This is a genomic window from Cupriavidus sp. 2TAF22, from assembly GCF_052115045.1.
Taxonomy (GTDB): Bacteria; Pseudomonadota; Gammaproteobacteria; order Burkholderiales; family Burkholderiaceae; genus Cupriavidus.
This window is the reverse complement of record NZ_JBFRFX010000002.1, coordinates 1-20,575: the sequence shown is the minus strand read 5'-3', so window position 1 is coordinate 20,575 and position 20,575 is coordinate 1. Positions and strand designations below refer to the sequence as shown.

Below are 20,575 nucleotides of genomic sequence, written 5' to 3'. Positions count from 1 at the left end.
TCGGGTGGGAAGCGGGGCGCGGCGCGTTCAATCCAGGTGCCGCACGATCAGATCGCGCAGCCGTCCGGGCTGCTCCGGCATGGCCAGGTGGCCGCCGCCGGTCTCCGCGCAGCGCGCCTGATCGCCGGCGCGGCGACAGTGGCCATGACCGCTTTGTCTTGCAGGCGCTCTCATTGGCATTCTCCTGTCGCGGGTCGTGACCCGACGGCGTGGGCGGGCAGGGTGGCTAGCGGGCCGCGGCCTCAGCCGCCTTGCGCAGCGTGAAATCCCGCCGGCGCGGCGTGGCTGGCTGCCAGCGGTACGCCGCGGACCGGTCCCGCTTCGGTGCAAAGGAAAAACTGCAGGGATGAAAGGGGATGTCGCTGCCACGGCCGGGACAGGTGTTGTCGCGCCACGTGCCGACGACCGTGCCGGCCAAGCCCGCCCCGCTGACCACGATACGGTCGGCGCCGGGCACGCCCGTGCGGGCGCCGGTGCCGTCCAGCTGCTGCCGTGCGGCTTTCAAATTGGCTGTCTCCGGTTGCTGCTTTTTCTATGTGCCGCCGCAGCGATGGGGAACCATAGAGCCGTTTCCGGATTCGGGCAAGTCACGGCGCAGCATGTCGCGCGCGAAGGCAGGCGACCGGCGCGCTGCAGTATGGTGCCGCCGCGCACCAGCGCCGCCGGTGCCGGTGTGCAGGTGTGCCCCAATCTGAAGTGGGCTTTGCGCGCCGCACATGCTTGGTGCGCGCGGGCGGCGCACTGTCGTGGTGCGCAAGGGCCGGCCGTTGTCGCCGGAGGCGCCCGGGCCCGTGCTGGAGGGCCCGGGCACGCGCTTCACGCCATGGCACGCTAGTTGCAGAAGCATTCCCGGGGTGCGTTGTTCCTTATCAAACACGACAATCTGGGAGCTGTAATGAAACGACGTGACATGCTGAAGCTGTCGGCGGTAGCCGCCGCGGCGCTTTTCGCAACCGCTGGCGTCAGCCCGCTGGCAATGGCGCAGTCCAAGGAGCCGATCAAGATCGGCATCCTGCATTCGCTGTCCGGCACCATGGCCATTTCCGAAACGTCCCTCAAGGACGTGGCGCTGATGACCATCGACGAGATCAACAAGAGCGGCGGGGTCCTCGGCCGCAAGCTCGAACCGGTGGTGGTGGACCCGGCCTCCAACTGGCCGCTGTTCGCCGAGAAGGCCCGCCAGCTGATCACCAAGGACAAGGTCGCCGTCACGTTCGGCTGCTGGACTTCGGTATCGCGCAAGTCGGTGCTGCCGGTCTACGAGGAACTGAATTCGTTGCTGTTCTACCCGGTGCAGTATGAAGGCGAGGAGATGTCCAAGAACGTCTTCTATACCGGCGCGGCACCCAACCAGCAGGCCATCCCCGCGGTGGAATACCTGATGAGCAAGGAAGGCGGCGGCGCCAAGCGCTTCTWCCTGCTGGGCACCGACTACGTCTACCCGCGCACCACCAACAAGATCCTGCGCGCCTTCCTCAAGAGCAAGGGCGTGGCGGACAAGGATATCGAAGAAGTCTACACGCCGTTCGGCCACAGCGACTACCAGACCATCGTCGCCAACATCAAGAAGTTCTCGCAGGGCGGCAAGACCGCGGTGATCTCCACCATCAACGGCGACTCCAACGTGCCCTTCTACAAGGAACTGGGCAACGCCGGCCTGAAGGCCAAGGACGTGCCGGTGGTGGCGTTCTCGGTCGGCGAGGAAGAGTTGCGCGGCATCGATACCAAGCCGCTGGTGGGCCACCTGGCCGCGTGGAACTACTTCATGTCGGTCAAGAACCCCGAGAACGATGCCTTCAAGAAGCAATGGGCTGCGTGGGTCAAGGCCAACAACCTGCCGGGCGCGGAGAAGCGCGTGACCAACGACCCGATGGAAGCCACCTACGTTGGCATCCACATGTGGGCGCAGGCAGTGAAGAAGGCCGGCACCACCGATACCGACAAGGTGCGCGCCGCCATGTATGGCCAGACCTTCAAGGCGCCGGACGGCTTCACGCTGACCATGGGCGAGAACCATCACCTGTACAAGCCGGTGATGATCGGCGAGGTCAAGGGCGACGGCCAGTTCTCGGTGGTGTGGAAGACCCCGAAGGCAGTCCGCGCGCAACCGTGGAGCCCGTTCATCGCGGGTAACGAAGGCAAGCCGGACAAGGTGATGTAAGGCCTGTCGGGCTACTTCACATTGCCAGGCCTTGCTCCTCCGTCCCGTGCGCGGGACGGAGGAGCAAGGCAGCGGGAGCGAAACAGCGGGTCTTCTACCGCCTCGTGCTGCTCCCACCCGAACACAGAGAACACCAAGACGCGACCCAACGCGCCACCAAGACTCCGCCGGCACTTATGCACCGATCCCAATTCATTTCCGCCGTGCCGTGGCTGCGCGCCCTGCTGGCAGCGCTGCTGCTGGCCGCCGCGCCGCTGTGGGCGGCGCCGCTGACACAGGCCGACCTCAAGCCGCTGGTCGAAGACGACTTCGACGCCAAGACCGCGGCGCTGAGCGCGCTCACCAAGGCGCCGGCAGAGCAGGCCGCTCCCATCCTCAAGGCGCTGCAGGACGATACGCTGCAATACGCTCCCGCTGTCGGCATGGTGCGCCAGGACGGCGACAAGCTGGTCGATGCCATCAGCGGCAAGCCGGTCGACGTCAAGCCCGACGCGCTGGAGTCGCTCACCCTGAACAACAGCCTGCGCGCAATGGTGGACAGCGCGGCCAGCAGCATGCTGCTGCAGTCGTCCGACGCTTTGGTGCGCGCGCAGGCCGTCAATACGCTGCTGGACCAGCCCGGCAGCGCCTCGCGCGAAGTCGTGGAAGCCGCGCGCAAGGCCGAGGCCGACGCCGGCCTGCGCACCAAGCTCGACGTGATCTGGGCCAATATCGTGCTGGCCGACGGCAACCGCAATGACCGGCTCGAAGCGATCAGGATCCTCGGCCTGGACAGCAATCCGCAAAGCCGGCAGAAGCTGCAGCCGCTGCTGGAGAAGGACGCCGCCGGCAACTACCGCGAGCCCGATGCGGAACTGCGCGGCGCCGCCCAGCAGGCGCTCGATGCGCTGCGCGGCGACCAGCGCCGCGCCGAGCTGATCGGCAACCTGTTCGCCGGCCTGAGCCTTGGCAGCGTGCTGCTGCTGGCCGCGCTGGGCCTGGCCATCACCTACGGCTTGATCGGCGTCATCAACATGGCGCACGGCGAATTCCTCATGATCGGCGCCTATGCCACCTACATGGTGCAGGGCGTGTTCCGCGCGCACTTCGCCGGCGCCTTCGACTGGTACCTGCTGGCGGCGCTGCCGGCATCGTTCCTGGCCTCGGGCATCGTCGGCTTCGTGCTCGAGCGGCTGGTGCTGCGCCATCTCTACGGGCGGCCGCTCGAAACGCTGCTGGCCACCTTCGGCGTAAGCCTGCTGCTGATGCAGGCGGTACGCACGCTGTTCGGCGCGCAGAACGTGGAAGTGGCCAATCCGTCCTGGATGAGCGGCGGCATCGAGATGCTGCCGGGCCTGGTGCTGCCCTACAACCGCATGGTCATCATCGTGTTCGCGCTGGCCGTGGTGGCGGTGGCGTGGGGCGTGCTCAACCGCACGCGGCTCGGCCTGTTCGTGCGCGCCACCACGCAGAACCGCACCATGGCGGCCTGCGTCGGCGTGCGCACGTGGAAGGTGGACAGCTACGCCTTCGCCTTCGGCGCGGGCATCGCGGGGCTGGGCGGCTGCGCGCTGTCGCAGATCGGTAATGTCGGGCCGGATCTCGGCCAGGCCTACATCATCGATTCGTTCATGGTCGTGGTACTGGGCGGCGTGGGCCAGCTGGCCGGCACCATCATCGGCGCCTTCGGCCTGGGCCTCATCAACAAATTCATCGAGCCGTTCTACGGCGCGGTGCTGGCCAAGATCTTCGTCCTGGTGCTGATCGTGCTCTTCATCCAGAAGCGCCCGCAGGGACTGTTCGCGCTCAAGGGGCGCAGCGCGGAGGCATGATGCAGACAACGACAACCAATCCATCCCCAACGGGCTTCCGCCTGGCGGTGCCCGCGCGCCAGCCGCTGTTCTCGCGGCGCGGCTGGGCCGCGCTGCTGGCGATCGCGCTGATCGTCGGCGTGGGCGTGCCGGTGTGCGCGCTGCTGCTGCCCGAAGGCCATCCGCTGCACCTGTCGGCGTACGCGTTGACGCTGGTCGGCAAGATCATGTGCTTCGCGCTGGCCGCCATCGCGCTGGACCTGGTGTGGGGCTATTGCGGCATCCTGAGCCTCGGCCACGGCCTGTTCTTCGCGCTCGGCGGCTATGCCATGGGCATGTACCTGATGCGCTCCATCGGGCGCGAAGGCGTGTACAAGAGCGACCTGCCGGACTTCATGGTGTTCCTCGACTGGAAGGAGCTGCCGTGGTTCTGGCACGGCACCGAGCACCTCGGCTATTCGATGCTGCTGGTGGTGCTGGTGCCGGGCGTGCTGGCGTGGCTGTTCGGCTTCTTCGCCTTCCGTTCGCGCATCAAGGGCGTGTACCTGTCGATCATCACGCAGGCGATGACATACGCCGCCATGCTGCTGTTCTTCCGCAACGAGACCGGCTTCGGCGGCAACAACGGCTTCACCGACTTCAAGCGCATCGCCGGCTTCGCCGTGGCCGCGCCGCACACGCGCACCGCGCTGTTCGTGCTCACCTTCGCGGCCTTGCTGGCGGGCTTCGTGGCCTGCCGCTACATCGTCACGTCCAAGCTCGGCCGCGTGGTGACGGCGGTGCGCGATGCCGAGATGCGCGTGATGTTCTCCGGCTACAACCCGCTTGGCTACAAGCTGTTCGTGTGGACCTTCTCTGCCGTGCTGTGCGGCATTGCCGGCGCGCTGTACGTGCCGCAGGTGGGCATCATCAACCCCGGCGAGATGTCGCCGGCCAATTCGATCGAGATGGCGGTGTGGGTGGCGGTGGGCGGACGCGGCACGCTGATCGGCCCGATCATCGGTGCCTTCCTGGTCAACGGCGCCAAGACCATGTTCACGGCGTACTTCGCCGAATACTGGCTGTTCCTGCTGGGCGCCATGTTCGTGCTGGTCACACTGTACCTGCCCGATGGCGTGGTCGGCCTGGTCAAGCGGCTGCGCGGCATGCGCGCGCCTTCGGCGCCGCAGGCACCGGTGGCCACGCCGGCGGCAGCCACGCGCAGCGGAGGTGAAGCATGAACGCGGCACTGGGAGCACAGCAAGCGGAAAGCGGCGACGCCACCGGCCTCGGCCACGTGCTGGAGCCGGGCGTCATCGACGTCTCGCACGGACCCATCCTCTACCTCGAAGACGTCACCGTGCAGTTCGACGGCTTTCGTGCGCTCAACCAGCTCACGCTGTCGATCGACCACGGCGAGCTGCGCTGCGTGATCGGGCCCAACGGTGCGGGCAAGACCACCATGATGGACGTGATCACCGGCAAGACCGGGCCGCGCAACGCCAATGTGAGCGGCCGCGTGTTCCTGGGCCAGAGCATCGACCTGATGCGCATGACCGAGCCCAGGATCGCGCAGACCGGCATCGGCCGCAAGTTCCAGAAGCCCACCGTGTTCGAGCAGCATGAAGTGTGGGAGAACCTGGAACTGGCGATGAAGGCCGACAAGCGCTGGTGGTCGTCGCTGCGCGCGCGCCTTGGCCCGGAAGGGCATCGCCGCATCGAAGAGACGCTGGCGGTGACCGGGCTGGAGGCCGAGGCCTACCGGCCGGCGGGGCTGCTCTCGCACGGGCAGAAGCAGCGCCTGGAGATCGGCATGCTGCTGATGCAGCAGCCGCAGTTGCTGCTGCTCGACGAACCGGTGGCCGGCATGACGGACGAGGAAACCATGCAGCTCGCCAAGCTGCTCAACAGCCTGCGCGGCACCTGCTCGATGATGGTGGTGGAGCATGACATGGAGTTCGTCGCCGYGCTGGCGGGCGACAAGGGCACCGTGACCGTGCTGGCCGAGGGCAGCGTGCTGGCCGAAGGCACGCTCGACGCCGTCAAGCGCGAAGAGCGCGTGATCGAATCCTATCTCGGGCGGTAGTGCCCGCGCCGTCCAACCCGGCCGCGTGCGACGCGGCCGGACAGAAAAGACAAGGAACAAGACCATGTTGCAGGTCAACGCACTGAACCAGTTCTACGGCGGCAGCCATATCCTGCGCAATGTCAGCTTCGACGTGCCGCAAGGCAAGCTGACCACGCTGCTGGGCCGCAACGGCGTGGGCAAGAGCACCTTGCTGAAGTGCCTGATGGGCGTGGTGCCGACCAAGAGCGGCAGCATCAGCTGGGCGGGCAAGGCGCTGGAAAAGAAGCCGCCTTACGAACGCGTGGCTTCCGGTCTGGCCTACGTGCCGCAGGGGCGCGAGATCTTCCCGCGCCTCACCGTGGAGGAAAACCTGCTGATCGGCGCCGCCAGCCTGAAGCGCCCGAGCGGCGTGCCCGACCGCATCTACCAGTTGTTCCCGGTCCTGCGCAGCATGCGCCAGCGCCGCGGCGGCGACCTCTCCGGCGGCCAGCAGCAGCAACTGGCCATCGGCCGCGCGCTGATGAGCGAGCCGGAACTGCTGATCCTGGACGAGCCCACCGAAGGCATCCAGCCATCGATCATCCAGGACATCGGCCGCGCGCTGCGGCTGCTGGTGGACGAGTTCGGCATGACGGTGCTGCTGGTGGAGCAGTACTACGAGTTCGCCCGCCACCTGGCCGACAACTATGTGGTGATGAGCCGCGGCGAAGTGGTGGCCAGGGGCGACGGCGCGCGCATGGAAGACGACGGCGTGCGGGAGCTGATCGCGGTGTGAGGGACGCGCGGGCGGGCCGCATGGCGTTGCCTCGCGATACCACTTCCAGCCGGCCCGGCCGCGCGCTATGATGCCCGCATCACGCGCGCCGCGTGTGCCCCGGCGGCGCCCGCCTTCCAAGCAAGCATGCGTCATCCTGACTTTCCTTCTACCCTGGCCATGCCGCCCGCATGGGAGGCCAGCCTGCGCCTGGGCTTCGCCGCGCGCGGCGAGCGCACAGCGCTGGTCGAGCGCCGCCATCGCGGCCCCTTGCTGGTGCAGAAGCCGCTCTATCCCGAAGGCGGTATCTGCCACGCGGTGATTCTGCATCCGCCTGCCGGCATTGCCGGCGGCGACACCCTGCAGATCGACCTGGTGGCGGGGGCCGGCGCGCATGCCGTGCTCGCCACGCCCGGTGCGACCAAGTGGTACAAATCGCTCGGCCGCGAGGCGGCGCAGCGCGTCACGCTGACGCTGGAGGCCGGCGCCCGGCTCGACTGGCTGCCGCAGGAGAACATCGTGTTCGACGACGCGCACGCGCGCCTTGCCACCACCGTGACGGTGGCGCCCGGGGCCAGCGCGATCGGCTGGGATGCCATCGTGCTGGGGCGCCAGGCCAGCGGCGAGACGTGGTCGCGCGGCACGCTCCACATGGAGACGCGCATCGCCCTCGCGGGCAGCCCGCGCGCCCTGTGGATCGAGCGCGCGCAGCTCGATGCCGGCTCCTCGCTGCGTCACGCGCCGGCGGGGCTGGACGGGCTCAATGTCATGGGCACGCTGTGGGCGGTGGGCGAGGGTGCCACGCAGGCGCTCGCCGAAACGCTGGCCGAAGCGCTGCCGTACCGGCCCGATCTGCGAGCGGGCGTGACCCGCCTGGAACAGGACGGGCAGGCGATGCTGCTGCTGCGCGTGCTGGGCGCGCGCATGGAGGCGGTGAGGGGCGTGATGGTGCAGGCGTGGACCGCGTTGCGCGAGCCCATCCATGGCGTGCCGGCCAAGCCGCTGCGCCTGTGGGCGACATGAGCGGTGTGGGCGACATGGGCGACATGGGCGACATCGGCGACATGAGCGTCGCGATGGCAACGCCGGCACGGCACGAATAACAACGGAACAACGGGAATACCAGGATGGAACTGACTCCGCGGGAAAAGGACAAGCTGCTGATCTTCACCGCCGCGCTGCTGGCCGAGCGCCGCCGCGCGCGCGGGCTCAAGCTCAACTATCCGGAAGCGGTGGCGCTGATCACCGCCGCCATCATGGAAGGCGCGCGCGACGGCCGCACCGTGGCCGAGCTGATGCACGAAGGCACCACCGTGCTCACGCGCGAGGATGTGATGGACGGCATCGCGGAACTGATCCCTGAGATCCAGGTGGAAGCCACCTTCCCGGACGGCACCAAGCTGGTCACCGTGCATCACCCGATCGTCTGAAGCGGGCAGGCCGCGGCGCGGCGTCCGCCAGCACGGCACAAGCTGTCAAACAAGAACACGAGGTCTCAAGACATGAACCGTTCCAACCGCGCGCGCGCCGTCGTCGGCGCTTGCCTGGCGCTGGCGAGCGCTGCCGCCATCGCCCACCCGGGCCACGATGCCGCCACCGTCGGCGCCAGCCTGTGGGCGGGCCTGATGCATCCGTTCACCGGCATGGACCATCTGCTGGCCATGGCCGGCGTGGGCGTGTGGAGCGCGCTCGGCGCGCGTTCGCCGCGCGAGGCGCTGCGCATGCCGTTCGTCTTTGTCGCGCTGATGCTGGCCGGCGCCGCGCTCGGGCTGGCCGGGTCCGGGCTGCCGCTGGTCGAGCCGATGATCGCCGCTTCGCTGCTGGTGATCGGCCTGCTGGTGGCGCTGCGCGCCAGGCTGCCAGCGTGGGCCGGCATGGCCATCGTCGGCGGTTTCGCCATCTTCCACGGCTATGCGCACGGCGCCGAACTGCCCACCGCGGCGGGTGCGCTGCCGGCCGCGGCCGCCTACGTGGGCGGCTTTACCGTCGCCACCATGGCGCTGCACCTGTGCGGCATCGGCCTGGGCAACGCGCTGCGCCGCCACGCGGGCTGGCTGGTGCGCGTGGCCGGCGCGGGCGTGGCGCTGTATGGCGTCGGCCTGATGGTGGCCTGAGGGTGGCATGAGGGTGGCCTGGGCCGCCTTCGGACCCGCTTACGGATAGCGTTGGAAACGTCGACAAGGAACCCGACATGATTCCCGGTGAACTGATGCCCGCAGAGGGCGAGATCGAACTCAACGCTGGCCGCCAGACGGTCAGCGTGACGGTGGCCAACACCGGCGACCGCCCGGTGCAGGTCGGCTCGCATTTCCATTTCTATGAAACCAATGCCGCGCTGGACTTCGACCGCGAAGCCGCGCGCGGCTTCCGCCTGAACATCGCCGCCGGCACCGCGGTGCGCTTCGAGCCGGGCCAGAGCCGCACGGTGGAACTGGTGGCGCTGGACGGCGCGCGCATCGTCTACGGCTTCAACGGCAAGATCATGGGAGCGCTGTGATGAGCGTGAAAATCTCCAGGCAGGCCTATGCCGAGATGTTCGGCCCCACCACCGGCGACCGCCTGCGGCTGGCGGACACCGGGCTGGTGATCGAAGTCGAGAAGGACTTCACCATCTACGGCGAGGAAGTGAAGTTCGGCGGCGGCAAGGTGATCCGCGACGGCATGGGCCAGAGCCAGCGCATGGCCAGGGACTGCGTCGACACCGTCATCACCAACGCGCTSATCSTCGACCACTGGGGCATCGTCAAGGCCGACATCGGCCTCAAGGACGGGCGCATCGCGTCCATCGGCAAGGCCGGCAACCCGGACATCCAGCCCGGCGTGACCATCGTGGTCGGGCCCGGCACCGAGGTGATCGCGGGCGAGGGCATGATCGTCACCGCCGGCGGCATCGACAGCCACATCCATTTCATCTGCCCGCAGCAGATCGAAGAAGCGCTGATGAGCGGCGTCACCACCATGATCGGCGGCGGCACCGGGCCGGCCACCGGCACCTTCGCCACCACGGTGACGCCGGGGCCGTGGTTCATGGAGCGCATGCTGCAGGCGGTGGAAGCCTACCCGATGAATATCGGCCTGCTCGGCAAAGGCAACGCCAGCCAGCCGGGGCCGCTTGTCGAGCAGGTCGAGGCCGGCGCGATCGGGCTCAAGCTGCATGAGGACTGGGGCACCACGCCCGCGGCCATCGACACCTGCCTGAGCGTGGCCGATGCCACCGACACGCAGGTGGCGATCCACACCGACACGCTCAACGAGGCCGGCTTCGTCGAGGCCACCGTGGCCGCGTTCAAGGGCCGCACCATCCATACGTACCACACCGAAGGCGCGGGCGGCGGCCATGCGCCCGACATCATCAAGGTGTGCGGCGAGGCCAACGTGCTGCCTTCGTCGACCAACCCGACGCGGCCGTACACGATCAACACGCTCGACGAACACCTCGACATGCTGATGGTGTGCCACCACCTGGACCCGTCCATCGCCGAGGACATCGCCTTCGCCGAAAGCCGCATCCGCCGCGAGACCATTGCCGCCGAGGACATCCTGCACGATCTCGGCGCGTTCTCGATGATCTCCAGCGACTCGCAGGCCATGGGCCGCGTGGGCGAGGTCATCATCCGCACCTGGCAGACCGCGCACAAGATGGCCGCGCAGCGCGGCAAGCTGCCCGGCGACCCCGATGACGCGCGCGGCGGGCACGACAACTTCCGCGTCAAGCGCTATATCGCCAAGTACACCATCAACCCCGCGCTCACCCACGGCATCGCGCGCGAAGTGGGCTCGGTCGAGGTCGGCAAGTGGGCCGACCTGGTGCTGTGGAAGCCGGCCTTTTTCGGCGTCAAGCCGAGCCTGATCCTCAAGGGCGGGATGATTGCCGCGGCCGCCATGGGCGACCCCAACGCGTCGATCCCCACGCCGCAGCCGGTGCACTACCGCCCGATGTTCGCGGCAGCCGGCCGCGCCTTGCACAAGTCGTCGCTGACCTTCGTCTCGCAGGCCGCGCTGGCGGCCGACGTGGGCGGGCGCTACGGGCTGTCGAAGACGCTTTGCGCGGTGCGCGGCACGCGTACCGTGAGCAAGCGCGACATGGTGCACAATGACTGGCAGCCGCACGTCACGGTCGATCCCGAGACCTACCAGGTCGTCGCCGACGGCCAGTTGCTGATGTGCGAGCCGGCCACCGTGCTGCCGATGGCGCAGCGCTATTTCCTGTTCTGAGTTCCCGTCCCGAGCCCGCCTTGCAAAAGATCGACAAACACCTCAGCGCACCGCACGGCATCGCCGCCGTGCTGGTGCGCCGCGCGCCCAAGCTGGTGCTGCCCTTCGCCGAGCGCAGCAAGAGCCGCCTGCGCGCCACGCTGGACAACGGCGAGGAAGTGGCGCTGTTCCTGCCGCGCGGCACGGTGCTGCGCGGCGGCGACCTGCTGGTCACCGACGGCGGCATCTTCGTCGAAGTGCTGGCCGCGGCGGAATCGGTGCTGCAGGTAGGCGCCAGCGATCCGCGGGCGCTGATGCGTGCCGCCTATCATCTCGGCAACCGGCACACGCCGGTGGAGGTGGGGCGCGACTACCTGCGCCTGGAATACGACCCGGTGCTGGCCGACATGCTGGCGCGCCTGGGCGTGCAGGCCGCGCGCGCCGAGCTGCCGTTCGAGCCGGAGGCGGGCGCCTACGGCGGCGGCCACAAGCATGGACACGACGCCACGTTCGCCGAAGACTATGCGGCGGCGCAGGCGGTATTCCATGAGCATCATGGCCACGATCACGATCACGATCACGGCCGCTCCCATGCGCATGCGCACGATCACTCGCACGCACACGATCACGAGCACCATGTGCATGACGAGCATTGCGGGCACAAGCATTGAGCGGCCGGCTTCCCGCGCCTAGGGCGCGACCGGCATCACCATGACCCAGCTCTCTCAATTGATCTCCCTCCTGCACCTGGCTTCGCCGGCGCTGCCGATCGGCGGCTTCAGCTATTCGCAGGGGCTGGAGGCGGCCATCGATTGCGGCCTGGTGCATGATGCCGGCAGCGCCGAGCAGTGGGTGCGCAGCAACCTGCTCGATGTGCAGGCGCAGTGCGAGGCACCTGTCTGGCTGCTGCTGTTTCGCGCATGGCGCGCGCGCGACGCCGCCGGCGTGGCGCACTGGAACGACTGGTTCCACGCCACGCGCGAGAGCGCGGAGCTGCGGCTGGAGACGGAGCAGATGGGCTGGTCGCTGGCGCGGCTGGTGGCGCAGATGGAGTGGGGCGACGCCGGATTGCGGGCGCAGCTCGCCGCGCTGGCGCCGGCATGCCTGCCCACCGCGTTTGCCGCGGCGTGCGCGGCGCTTGACGTGGACGAGCGCGACGGGCTGGCGGCCTATTGCTTCAGCTGGGCCGAGAACCAGGTGGCCGCCGCGCTCAAGGCCGTGCCGCTGGGCCAGGTGGCCGGCCAGCATATCCTGCGCCGCCTGCATGCCTCGGTGATGGAGACGGTCGGCGAGGCGGTGCGCCGCGCCGATGCTGATCCGCCGTTGCTATCGACGTTTTCCCCGATGCTGGGCCTGCTGTCGGCCCGGCACGAGACCCAGTATTCCCGGCTGTTCCGTTCCTGAGCGCCGCGCGCCGGCGTGCTCGCGCGGCGGCCGCCCAACCTTCACCGATACAAGATCCCCGTCATGACCCAGGCCCGTACCAAGAAGAATCCCCCGCTGCGCGTCGGCGTGGGCGGCCCCGTCGGCTCCGGCAAGACCACGTTGCTGGAGATGCTGTGCAAGGCCATGCGCGAGCGCTATGACCTGGTGGCCATCACCAACGATATCTACACCAAGGAAGACCAGCGCCTGCTGACCATCTCGGGCGCCTTGCCGGCCGAGCGCATCATGGGCGTGGAGACCGGCGGCTGCCCGCATACCGCCATCCGCGAGGATGCCTCGATCAACCTCGAGGCGGTCGACCGCATGCTGGCGAAATTCCCCGATGCCGACATCGTCTTTATCGAATCCGGCGGCGACAACCTGGCCGCCACCTTCAGCCCCGAACTGTCGGACCTGACCATCTACGTGATCGACGTGGCCGGCGGCGAGAAGATCCCGCGCAAGGGCGGCCCCGGCATCACCAAGTCGGATCTGCTGGTGATCAACAAGACCGACCTGGCACCCTACGTGGGCGCCAACCTCGACGTGATGGAAAGCGATGCGCGCAAGATGCGAGGCACGCGTCCGTTCGTGATGGGCAGCGTGAAATCCGGGCAGGGGCTGGACGAAGTGATCGCGTTCATCGAGCGCCAGGGCATGCTCGGCGTGTAGCCTCGCTCAGCCGCGCCGCGCCCGCACGCACAGGAAGCAAGGCGCGCGCGACAGCCACGCGTGCAGCCGGGGATTGACCTCGCGCATGGCATCGAGTGGCCGTGGCTCGAGCAGGGTGTCGAAGATCCAGCCGGTTTGCGTCAGCGGGTTGAGGAAGCCGGACAGCGGGCGGCGGTAGCTGTCGATCACCGGATCGGGCTCGCCGAAGCCCTTCCATGGCAGGGCGAACGCTTCGGTCTCGAAGTAGTTGCCGTCGCCCCACAGCCGCCACGCATCGATCGGGTGGCCGGCGGAGAACACCAGCAGCGCGCCGGGGCGTGCCACGCGGTGGAACTCAGCGAACACCGGCCCCCAGTCTTCGATGTAGTCGAGCACCAGCGGGCACACTACGACGTCGAAGCTGGCATCGGCCAGCCAGTGCAGCGGCTGCTCGAGGTTGCCTGCGCGCACGTCCACATCGAGGCCGGCGGTACGCTGGCGCGCCAGCACGACCATCTCCGGGGTCACGTCGAAGGCATGCACGCTGGCGCCGCGTCCGGCCAGGATCTCGCTGAAGAGGCCGGGGCCGCAGCCGGCATCCAGCACGCGCAGGCCGCGCATGTCGTCGGGCAGCAGCGAGAGCGTGGCGGGGCGCTCGTAGAGCGCGTTGTGGGGCTTGGTCGGGACGGCGGCCGCGTAGCGCGCGGCGAACTGCTCGTAGTTCCGCTGGCCCAGCGATTTCGCGCTGGCAGGCTTGCTGGCATCTGGCATCGGGATGACGTTCTCCGCGGGGATGGCAACGGTGCAAGAGGGAAAACCCAGCGCATTCTACGCGGGCGGCGACGTTGTCGCATTTGCACCGCTGACGCCTTGTGGCATACTGGCCCGTCCATGACGTCCGCCTCCTTCGCCCTTTCTTCGCTGTGCCGCGACACCGATGCCGGTGGCGCCGCTGCACGCGCGGGCGCAGGGCTGCCGCGCGCAGCGGCCATGTCTTCGGCGTTCCACGTCTTTTCTTCCTTCGCTTTCTCCATCATTCGAATTATCCGGGGTCGCTGAGCTGCGGCTTTGGCTGGTGCTCGGTGGCCCGTGGTTCGTCCGACCGCGCACGCCAACCGGCCTGCGCGCGATTTCACGATGCGATGGAGAACCCCCGATGTCCGATCTTCCCGAGCTGCGCGCGCACGCCAGCTATCCCGTCCTTGCCGAAATCCAGGATGCCGCGCGCTACCTGCGCGGCAAGGTGCTCGAAACCCCTGTGTGGCGCTGGCAGACCGGCGCCATGGGCCAGTTCGGTCCGGCCACCGAGGTGTGGCTCAAGATGGAGCTGTTCCAGCAGACCGGCACCTTCAAGCTGCGCGGCGCGCTCAACGGCATGGGGCGCCTCGATGCCGCGGCGCGCAGACGCGGCGTGGTGGCGGCCAGTGCCGGCAACCATGCCATGGCAGTGGCCTATGCCGCCATGGTGGAGGGCGTGGGGGCCAGGCTGGTGATGCCAGCGAGCGCCAGCCCGGCGCGCGTGGCGGCCTGCAGGGAGTGGGGTGCGGAAGTGGTGCTGCGCCCGGACGTGCATGCGGCCTTCGATCACGCGCAGCAACTGGCGGTGCAGGAGGGCCGCACCATGATCCACCCGTTCGACGGCCCGCTGGTGGCGCAGGGCACGGGCACCGTGGGGCTGGAACTGATGCGCCAGGTGCCGGGGCTCGATGCGGTGGTGGTGCCGGTGGGCGGCGGCGGCCTGTGCGCGGGCATCGCCGCCGCGGTCAAGCAGATCAATCCGGCCTGCCGGGTCTATGGCGTCGAGCCCGAAGGTGCCGATGCCATGACGCGCAGCTTCGAGTCAGGGCGGCCGCAGGTGCTGGCACGCGTGAATACCGTCGCCGACAGTCTCGGGGCGCCCTACGCGCTGGACTACAGCTTCGGTGTGTGCAGCCGTTTCGTCGACGGCATGGTGCGGGTGTCGGACGAGGCCATCCGGGCCGCCATGCGCATCCTCTACCGCGACATGAAGCTGGCGACCGAGCCGGCTACCGCGGTTTCCACCGCAGCCTTGCTGGGACCGCTGCGCGAGAGGCTGGAGGGCAAGAAGGTGGCGCTGGTGTTGTGCGGGGCCAACCTCGATGCGGCGCGCTTCGCCGAACTGCTGGCGGCCTAGGGCCCGGCGGCGATGACGCCGCCCGGATCACATCTGCTGTGCCGCCCTCGCCGCGATCACGCGCGCCACTGAAGCGATGGCGTCCTGCTCGGTATCGTTCATCAGGGCCATGTGCCGTACCGTCACGCGCTGGGCAGGGGTGATATTGAACTCCGCGCAGCGCTGCTCGAGCACCAGCGTGCTGCCTTCACCCTTGCCGCCGGCGAAGTTCAGCATCTCCGCGGGATGCACGCCCAGCGTCCCGGACAACGCGCAGATATTCACCAGGGACACATTGCGCACGCCCCGCTCGATGCCGCTGAGGTAGGAGCGGGCCATGCCGCTTTCGAGGGCGAGTTTTTCCTGCGACCAGCCGCGCTGCCTGCGCAGTTCCGCCAGGTGCAGCCCGAAGAGCTTGAGAGGATCACCGATCATGGCCTGACTCGTGAAAGAGAACGAAGCGAGGCTAAGGGTTTGACCTCTTTGGATCGACGCCTTATAGTATGACGCACCATGAGTATCAGGCTTGAACGCCGGCAAAAATATCGGATACTGCCGGCTAATTTCTTTCAAATACACCCAATTGTAATGGGAGTGTAATCGGCCGGAGGCCGGCTGGCACTTGGGGAGTTTGCCCGCGGCGCGTAAGCCTCGGGTGTCGGCGCTGGCTGTCGGGGCCAGGTCGCCGATGATGACAGCCGAAGCATGTCTGGTTGATACGAAAAACTGGCCGGCATACAGGAGAGCCGGCGGGCCAGGCAGCGGCACGTCAGGAAGCGACAACCCCCGGGAAACGCGGACGGCATTTTTCCATTACGCGGAAAAGGGGGTGTCATGCGTATTTTTTCCTTGTTCGACGCGCAGATGCGGGGCGAGATCCTGGCCGGCGGGGGTGCTTCGGCGTTGCGTGTCGGCCTGCAGGTGAGGGTGGTGCCGGAGGCCGCCGGGCTCGGCAGCAGCGGCGATTACGTGTTCCTGCCGCAGGGTGCCGCGCAGCCCGGGATCGTCACGGCGCGGGCCGAGTGGTGGGCCTGCCTGTGCGGTACGGTGAAGGTGACCCCGGCGGGCGGCGCGCCGGTGCTGCTGTCGGCGGGCGGCGTGTATGCGATCCGCCAGGGCGAGCGCCTGCAGCTCGCGGTGCTGCAAGACAGCGTGCTGATCCGCACGGTGCTGGACCCGCAAGCCGTGGGCCTGGTGGGGGCCGGGCTGACGAGCAGTTTCGATGCGTTTGCCGCGGGGCAGTCGGAGCGCTGGCGTCCGGGGCAGGGCGCCAGGGCAGCCGATGCCTGCATGCCGCCGCGACTGAATGCAGCCTTCGTGGCGATTGCCGAAGGCGAGCCGGAATGGGCGGAGCGGCTGCGCGCGGGCGGCCTGAACTGGGCGGCATGCCACGAGGGCACGCTATGCCTGCAGTGGTATTCGCCCTGGCCGCACGCCGAGCGCCAGGTGGCTTACCTGCAGCCCGGCATGGTGTTCGCTCCGGATCCGGAAGAGGGCTATCGCATCGATGCCCTTCAGCCCGTGGCCAGCCTGCTGTGCTGCCTGCAGGGCCCGATGGGCGAGCCCGTGCGCGCAGGCAGCACGGCGGCGCAGGCGGTGTCGCTGCACTGAGTGCCGATGGCCGGGCCCGGTGACGCCGGGCCGGTGGCTTCGGCGGCTCAGCGGCGCTGGTATTGCGTCGCGCCGAACAGGATTTCCTTTTCCTTCTCGTCGCGGATGGGCTTGCGCGCACTGGCCAGCACCTCGACGCCGCGCTTGACGGCGGGGCGCTCGGCAATCTCGTTGAACCAGCGCTTGAGGTGCGGATAGTCGTCGAGTTCCACGCCCTGGTTCTGCCAGCTGCGCAGCCAGGGGAAGGTGGCGATGTCTGCCACCGAATACGTCTCGCCGGCCAGCCACGGATGTGCCGACAGTTGCTTGTCGATCACGCCGTACAGGCGGCGCGCTTCGTTGGTGTAGCGGTTGATGGCGTACTCCAGCTTCTCGGGCGCGTACATGCGGAAATGGTGCGCCTGGCCCAGCATCGGGCCCACGCCGCCCATCTGGAACATCAGCCATTGCAGCGCATCGTATTTCCCGCGCACGTCTTCGGGCAGGAACCTGCCGGTTTTTCCGGCCAGGTAGAGCAGGATCGCGCCGGACTCGAACAGCGAGATGGGCTGGCCGTCCGGGCCGTCGGGATCGACGATGGCAGGGATCTTGTTGTTCGGGCTGATCTCGAGGAAGTCGGGCGTGAACTGGTCGCCGGCACCGATGTTGACGGGGTGCACCTTGTACTCGAGGCCGCACTCCTCGAGCATGATATGGATCTTGTGGCCGTTGGGCGTGGCCCAGGAATAGACGTCGATCATCGGGGAAGTTCTCCTGGCTGCGATCGCTGCGATTGCTGCGATCGCGCGGACGTTGGGCTGCCACATCAAGCACTGAGGTGGCGAACCGGGCGATTTAAGCACAGAAGAAAAAAACGCGCAGACGGGCTGCGCGTTTCCATATTGCCGGCAGGGGTGGCCCTGCCGTGGCGGATGCGGGGCTCAGAAGCCGCGCGTCACCGGCATGTCGATCTCGTTCGGGTTGATGCTCATGTGCTTGGCCAGTTCCAGCTTGGCGATGGCGTTGCGGTGCACCTCGTCCGGACCGTCGGCCAGGCGCAGCGTGCGCTGGTGCGCCCACCACGAAGCCAGCGGGAAATCGTCGGAGACACCGGCGGCGCCGTGCACCTGGATGGCCCAGTCGATTACCTTGAGCGCCATATTGGGTGCGACCACCTTGATCATGGCGATCTCGGCCTTGGCCACCTTGTTGCCGGCGGTGTCCATCATGTAGGCGGCCTTGAGCGTCAGCAGGCGCGCCATCTCGATTTCGCAGCGGGCTTCGGCGATGCGCTCGCGCGTCACGCCCTGCGCAGCCACCGGCTTGCCGAAGGCAACGCGGGCCAGGCTGCGCTTGCACAGCAGTTCGAGCGCGCGCTCGGCCACGCCGATGCTGCGCATGCAGTGGTGGATGCGGCCCGGGCCGAGGCGGCCCTGGGCGATCTCGAAGCCGCGGCCTTCGCCCAGCAGGATGTTGGCGGCCGGCACGCGCACGTTCTTCAGTTCGATTTCCATGTGGCCGTGCGGCGCGTCGTCGTAGCCGAACACGGGCAGGAAGCGCTTGATGGTGATGCCCGGGGTATCGGCCGGCACCACGATCATCGATTGCTGCTCATGGCGGCCGGCATCCGGATTGGTCTTGCCCATGACGATGTAGACCTGGCAGCGGGGATCGCCCGCGCCCGACGACCACCACTTGGTGCCGTTGATCACGTATTCGTCGCCGTCGCGATCGATGCTGCAGCAGATATTGGTGGCGTCCGACGAAGCCACGTCCGGCTCGGTCATCAGGAAGGCCGAGCGGATCTCGCCGCGCAGCAGCGGCTCCAGCCAGCGGTCCTTGAGTTCCTCGGAGGCGTAGCGCTCCAGGGTTTCCATGTTGCCGGTGTCGGGCGCGGCGCAGTTGAATACCTCGGCCGACCAGGGCACCCGGCCCATGATCTCGCACAGCGGCGCGTATTCGAGGTTGGACAGGCCTTCCGGCGCGCGCTTCGAGTGGGGCAGGAACAGGTTCCACAGGCCGGCTTCGCGGGCCAGCGGCTTGAGCTCCTCGATCACCTTGGTCGGGACCCAGGCGTTGCCGGCCTGGCGGTTGGCCTGGATCTCCGCGTAGAAGCGCTTCTCGTTCGGATAGATGTGCTTGTCGAAGAAGGCCAGCAGGCGGGCCTGCATTTCCTTGACCTTGGGCGTGTACTCGAATTGCATGTTGTCTCCTCCACCTCTGAATGAGTGCCGGGAGCCGTTCCCGGTCCTGGCGGACGCGGTCCGCGCCGACTGGAGAGGACTGTACCGCAATCCATATAATTAGAAAAATGAATTTTCTGGATTTGCCAGTATCAATATGATGCATTCCATGCCAGAATCACCGCCATGCAGCTCTCCCGGATCGACCTCAATCTCTTCGTGGTGTTCGACGCCATCTACAGCGAAGGCAGCATCACCGCGGCTGCGCGCCAGCTCAACCTGACGCAGCCCGCCGTGAGCCATGCGCTGGGCCGCCTGCGCACCTTGTTCGACGACCCGCTGTTCGAGCGGCGCGGCCAGGGCATGGCGCCCACGCCACTGGCGCGCTCGCTGGCGGCCGAGGTCCGCGCCGCCCTGCAGTCGTTCGCGCGCACGCTGCAGGATACGCCGCACTTCGATCCGGCCGCCACCGTGCGCCGCTTCACCATCGGCATGCGCGACGCGCTGGAATCCACGCTGCTGCCGCCGCTGATGACGCGGGTGACCGCGATGGCGCCGCAGGTGGAAATCGCCGCGATTCGCTTCGACCGGCGCGAGATGGAGTCCGAACTGCTGGCTGGCACGCTCGACGCCGCCATCGATATCCTGCTGCCGGTTTCACCTGCCATCCACCATGCCCCGTTCATGGCGGACCCGATGGTGGTGCTGGCCCGCCGCGACCATCCGCTGGTGAAGAAGGAGCTGACGCTGGAGCGCTACCTGGCTGCCGAGCACGTGCATGTGTCTTCGCGCCGGCGCGGCGCGGGACTGGAGGACCAGGCCCTGCACCGCATGGGCTTGACGCGCCGGGTGCGGCTGCGTTGCCAGCACTATGCCGGGGCCTGCCGGGTGGTGAGCTGCACCGACCTGCTGGCCACGCTGCCGCTGCGCTATGCGCGCATCGCCAACGAACCCTACGCCAACCGGCTGCTGTCGCTGCCGTTCAAGGTGCCTTCGCTGGAGCTGCATCTGTACTGGCACGGCGGCGGCGAGAACGACGGTGCCAACCGCTGGCTGCGCGAGCAGTTGCTGGCGGTGATCACTTCGCTGGGCGGCGGACTGGCTGAGGGCGCGCAGGGCTGACTCCCCTGATTGCCTGCGCATTGCGCGGGCTTTGGCCCCTGCGCTCAGCGTGCGCTGTCGGCAATGCGTTCGATGCGCAAGGTTTCCGGCGGCAGTGTGCTGTCGGCCTGCACCGCATAGGGCAGCGGCGGGCGCCGCGGCGCCGGCACCGCCTGCCATAGCCGCTCGACCCAGGCCCGGATCTCGGGGCTGCCCGGCGCTGCCGCCGTGATGCGCAGCGCCAGCGGCGCGCCGCTGGCCTGGTCCGCGCCCGGCACTTCGGGCATCAGGCGTTCCACCGCCAGCTGCGGATCCTCCCGTACGTTCATCGTCAGCGCGCCTGCGAGCTGTGCGCGCGCGCGCGCCGTCTCGCCCGGCGTGGCCTGGGCAGAGCGCTGCGCGAAGCGCGGAGCCTGTATGGCGAGCGCCGGGGCGGGCGGGGAAACCGGTGCAATGGGCGCCACGGGCGCGACCGGAGCGGGCTGGGCACGCGGCGCGGCGGGTGCCGGCGGCGGCGCGACAGCCATCGGCGCAAAGGCCGGCGG

The 20,575-nt window shown here is 68.2% G+C and carries 22 protein-coding genes and 1 pseudogene; 16 read left to right on the top strand and 7 right to left on the bottom strand.

Annotated features, from left to right (window positions below):
• Nucleotides 1-27: 27 nt before the first annotated feature.
• Both AB4Z48_RS02600 and AB4Z48_RS02595 read right to left on the bottom strand, forming a co-directional pair.
• Entirely contained in the window at nt 28-174 is a 147-nt protein-coding gene (locus tag AB4Z48_RS02600; RefSeq protein ID WP_441612303.1) for a hypothetical protein, read from the bottom strand.
• Nucleotides 175-226: 52 nt separating this feature from the next.
• A complete protein-coding gene (locus AB4Z48_RS02595; protein WP_441612302.1) occupies nt 227-505 on the bottom strand; it encodes a hypothetical protein in 279 nt (92 codons plus the stop codon).
• A 390-nt stretch (nt 506-895) separates the two neighbouring features.
• Here AB4Z48_RS02595 and urtA point away from each other — a divergent pair, with 390 nt between their 5' ends.
• The 13 genes from urtA to ureG all read left to right on the top strand — a co-directional run bounded on the left by urtA (nt 896) and on the right by ureG (nt 13,043).
• The gene (urtA, locus tag AB4Z48_RS02590; RefSeq protein WP_441612301.1) at nt 896-2,161 is read left to right on the top strand and encodes an urea ABC transporter substrate-binding protein; all 1,266 of its coding nucleotides are present in this window, start codon (nt 896-898) and stop codon (nt 2,159-2,161) included.
• Between the two features lie 176 nt (nt 2,162-2,337).
• Nucleotides 2,338-3,972: an urea ABC transporter permease subunit UrtB gene (gene urtB / locus AB4Z48_RS02585; RefSeq protein WP_441612300.1), complete on the top strand. Its 1,635-nt coding sequence runs from the start codon at nt 2,338-2,340 to the stop codon at nt 3,970-3,972.
• The gene (urtC, locus tag AB4Z48_RS02580) at nt 3,972-5,171 is read left to right on the top strand and encodes an urea ABC transporter permease subunit UrtC (protein WP_441612721.1); all 1,200 of its coding nucleotides are present in this window, start codon (nt 3,972-3,974) and stop codon (nt 5,169-5,171) included. Before urtB ends, urtC begins: the two co-directional genes overlap by 1 nt.
• Nucleotides 5,168-6,016: an urea ABC transporter ATP-binding protein UrtD gene (gene urtD / locus AB4Z48_RS02575; RefSeq protein ID WP_441612299.1), complete on the top strand. Its 849-nt coding sequence runs from the start codon at nt 5,168-5,170 to the stop codon at nt 6,014-6,016. Before urtC ends, urtD begins: the two co-directional genes overlap by 4 nt.
• 64 nt (nt 6,017-6,080) lie before the next feature.
• Nucleotides 6,081-6,773: an urea ABC transporter ATP-binding subunit UrtE gene (gene urtE, locus AB4Z48_RS02570; RefSeq protein WP_441612298.1), complete on the top strand. Its 693-nt coding sequence runs from the start codon at nt 6,081-6,083 to the stop codon at nt 6,771-6,773.
• Nucleotides 6,774-6,899: 126 nt separating this feature from the next.
• Nucleotides 6,900-7,775 carry an urease accessory protein UreD gene (locus AB4Z48_RS02565; protein ID WP_441612297.1) on the top strand — a complete coding sequence of 292 codons (876 nt, stop codon included), beginning with the start codon at nt 6,900-6,902 and terminating at the stop codon, nt 7,773-7,775.
• Nucleotides 7,776-7,879: 104 nt separating this feature from the next.
• Nucleotides 7,880-8,182, top strand: coding sequence for an urease subunit gamma (locus AB4Z48_RS02560; RefSeq protein ID WP_441612296.1), 303 nt, complete (start codon nt 7,880-7,882; stop codon nt 8,180-8,182).
• A 72-nt stretch (nt 8,183-8,254) separates the two neighbouring features.
• The gene (locus AB4Z48_RS02555; protein WP_441612294.1) at nt 8,255-8,866 is read left to right on the top strand and encodes a HupE/UreJ family protein; all 612 of its coding nucleotides are present in this window, start codon (nt 8,255-8,257) and stop codon (nt 8,864-8,866) included.
• Nucleotides 8,867-8,943: 77 nt separating this feature from the next.
• The gene (locus AB4Z48_RS02550; protein ID WP_441612293.1) at nt 8,944-9,249 is read left to right on the top strand and encodes an urease subunit beta; all 306 of its coding nucleotides are present in this window, start codon (nt 8,944-8,946) and stop codon (nt 9,247-9,249) included.
• A complete protein-coding gene (gene ureC, locus AB4Z48_RS02545; protein WP_441612292.1) occupies nt 9,249-10,967 on the top strand; it encodes an urease subunit alpha in 1,719 nt (572 codons plus the stop codon). The genes AB4Z48_RS02550 and ureC overlap by 1 nt, the downstream gene beginning before the upstream one ends.
• Nucleotides 10,968-10,987: 20 nt before the next feature.
• The gene (gene ureE, locus AB4Z48_RS02540) at nt 10,988-11,617 is read left to right on the top strand and encodes an urease accessory protein UreE (RefSeq protein WP_441612291.1); all 630 of its coding nucleotides are present in this window, start codon (nt 10,988-10,990) and stop codon (nt 11,615-11,617) included.
• A 40-nt stretch (nt 11,618-11,657) separates the two neighbouring features.
• Nucleotides 11,658-12,350 (top strand): urease accessory protein UreF, encoded by a 693-nt coding sequence (locus tag AB4Z48_RS02535; RefSeq protein ID WP_441612290.1) that lies wholly within the window; start codon nt 11,658-11,660, stop codon nt 12,348-12,350.
• Nucleotides 12,351-12,413: 63 nt separating this feature from the next.
• Nucleotides 12,414-13,043, top strand: a complete 630-nt coding sequence (gene ureG / locus AB4Z48_RS02530) for an urease accessory protein UreG (protein ID WP_441612289.1) — start codon at nt 12,414-12,416, stop codon at nt 13,041-13,043.
• A gap of 6 nt (nt 13,044-13,049) precedes the next feature.
• Here the strand turns inward: ureG and AB4Z48_RS02525 are convergent, their stop codons facing one another.
• Entirely contained in the window at nt 13,050-13,793 is a 744-nt protein-coding gene (locus AB4Z48_RS02525; protein ID WP_441612288.1) for a class I SAM-dependent methyltransferase, read from the bottom strand.
• Nucleotides 13,794-14,178: 385 nt separating this feature from the next.
• Between AB4Z48_RS02525 and AB4Z48_RS02520 the strand changes: the two genes are divergently transcribed.
• Nucleotides 14,179-15,177 carry a threonine/serine dehydratase gene (locus tag AB4Z48_RS02520; RefSeq protein ID WP_441612287.1) on the top strand — a complete coding sequence of 333 codons (999 nt, stop codon included), beginning with the start codon at nt 14,179-14,181 and terminating at the stop codon, nt 15,175-15,177.
• Nucleotides 15,178-15,204: 27 nt separating this feature from the next.
• On the opposite strand, the gene AB4Z48_RS02515 is transcribed toward AB4Z48_RS02520, so the two are convergent.
• Nucleotides 15,205-15,591 (bottom strand): helix-turn-helix domain-containing protein, encoded by a 387-nt coding sequence (locus AB4Z48_RS02515; protein WP_441612286.1) that lies wholly within the window; start codon nt 15,589-15,591, stop codon nt 15,205-15,207.
• Nucleotides 15,592-15,990: 399 nt separating this feature from the next.
• Here AB4Z48_RS02515 and AB4Z48_RS02510 point away from each other — a divergent pair, with 399 nt between their 5' ends.
• Nucleotides 15,991-16,767 (top strand): hypothetical protein, encoded by a 777-nt coding sequence (locus AB4Z48_RS02510; RefSeq protein ID WP_441612285.1) that lies wholly within the window; start codon nt 15,991-15,993, stop codon nt 16,765-16,767.
• Between the two features lie 47 nt (nt 16,768-16,814).
• Here the strand turns inward: AB4Z48_RS02510 and AB4Z48_RS02505 are convergent, their stop codons facing one another.
• Both AB4Z48_RS02505 and AB4Z48_RS02500 read right to left on the bottom strand, forming a co-directional pair.
• Nucleotides 16,815-17,507 (bottom strand): glutathione binding-like protein, encoded by a 693-nt coding sequence (locus AB4Z48_RS02505; protein ID WP_441612284.1) that lies wholly within the window; start codon nt 17,505-17,507, stop codon nt 16,815-16,817.
• A 180-nt stretch (nt 17,508-17,687) separates the two neighbouring features.
• On the bottom strand, nt 17,688-18,950 hold the full coding sequence (locus AB4Z48_RS02500) for an acyl-CoA dehydrogenase family protein (protein WP_441612283.1): 1,263 nt from the start codon (nt 18,948-18,950) through the stop codon (nt 17,688-17,690).
• Between the two features lie 165 nt (nt 18,951-19,115).
• Between AB4Z48_RS02500 and AB4Z48_RS02495 the strand changes: the two genes are divergently transcribed.
• Complete coding sequence (locus tag AB4Z48_RS02495; RefSeq protein ID WP_441612282.1) at nt 19,116-20,051, top strand: LysR family transcriptional regulator; 936 nt, start codon at nt 19,116-19,118, stop codon at nt 20,049-20,051.
• A 44-nt stretch (nt 20,052-20,095) separates the two neighbouring features.
• Here the strand turns inward: AB4Z48_RS02495 and AB4Z48_RS02490 are convergent.
• Nucleotides 20,096-20,575: pseudogene (locus AB4Z48_RS02490) on the bottom strand (hypothetical protein); the annotation flags it as partial.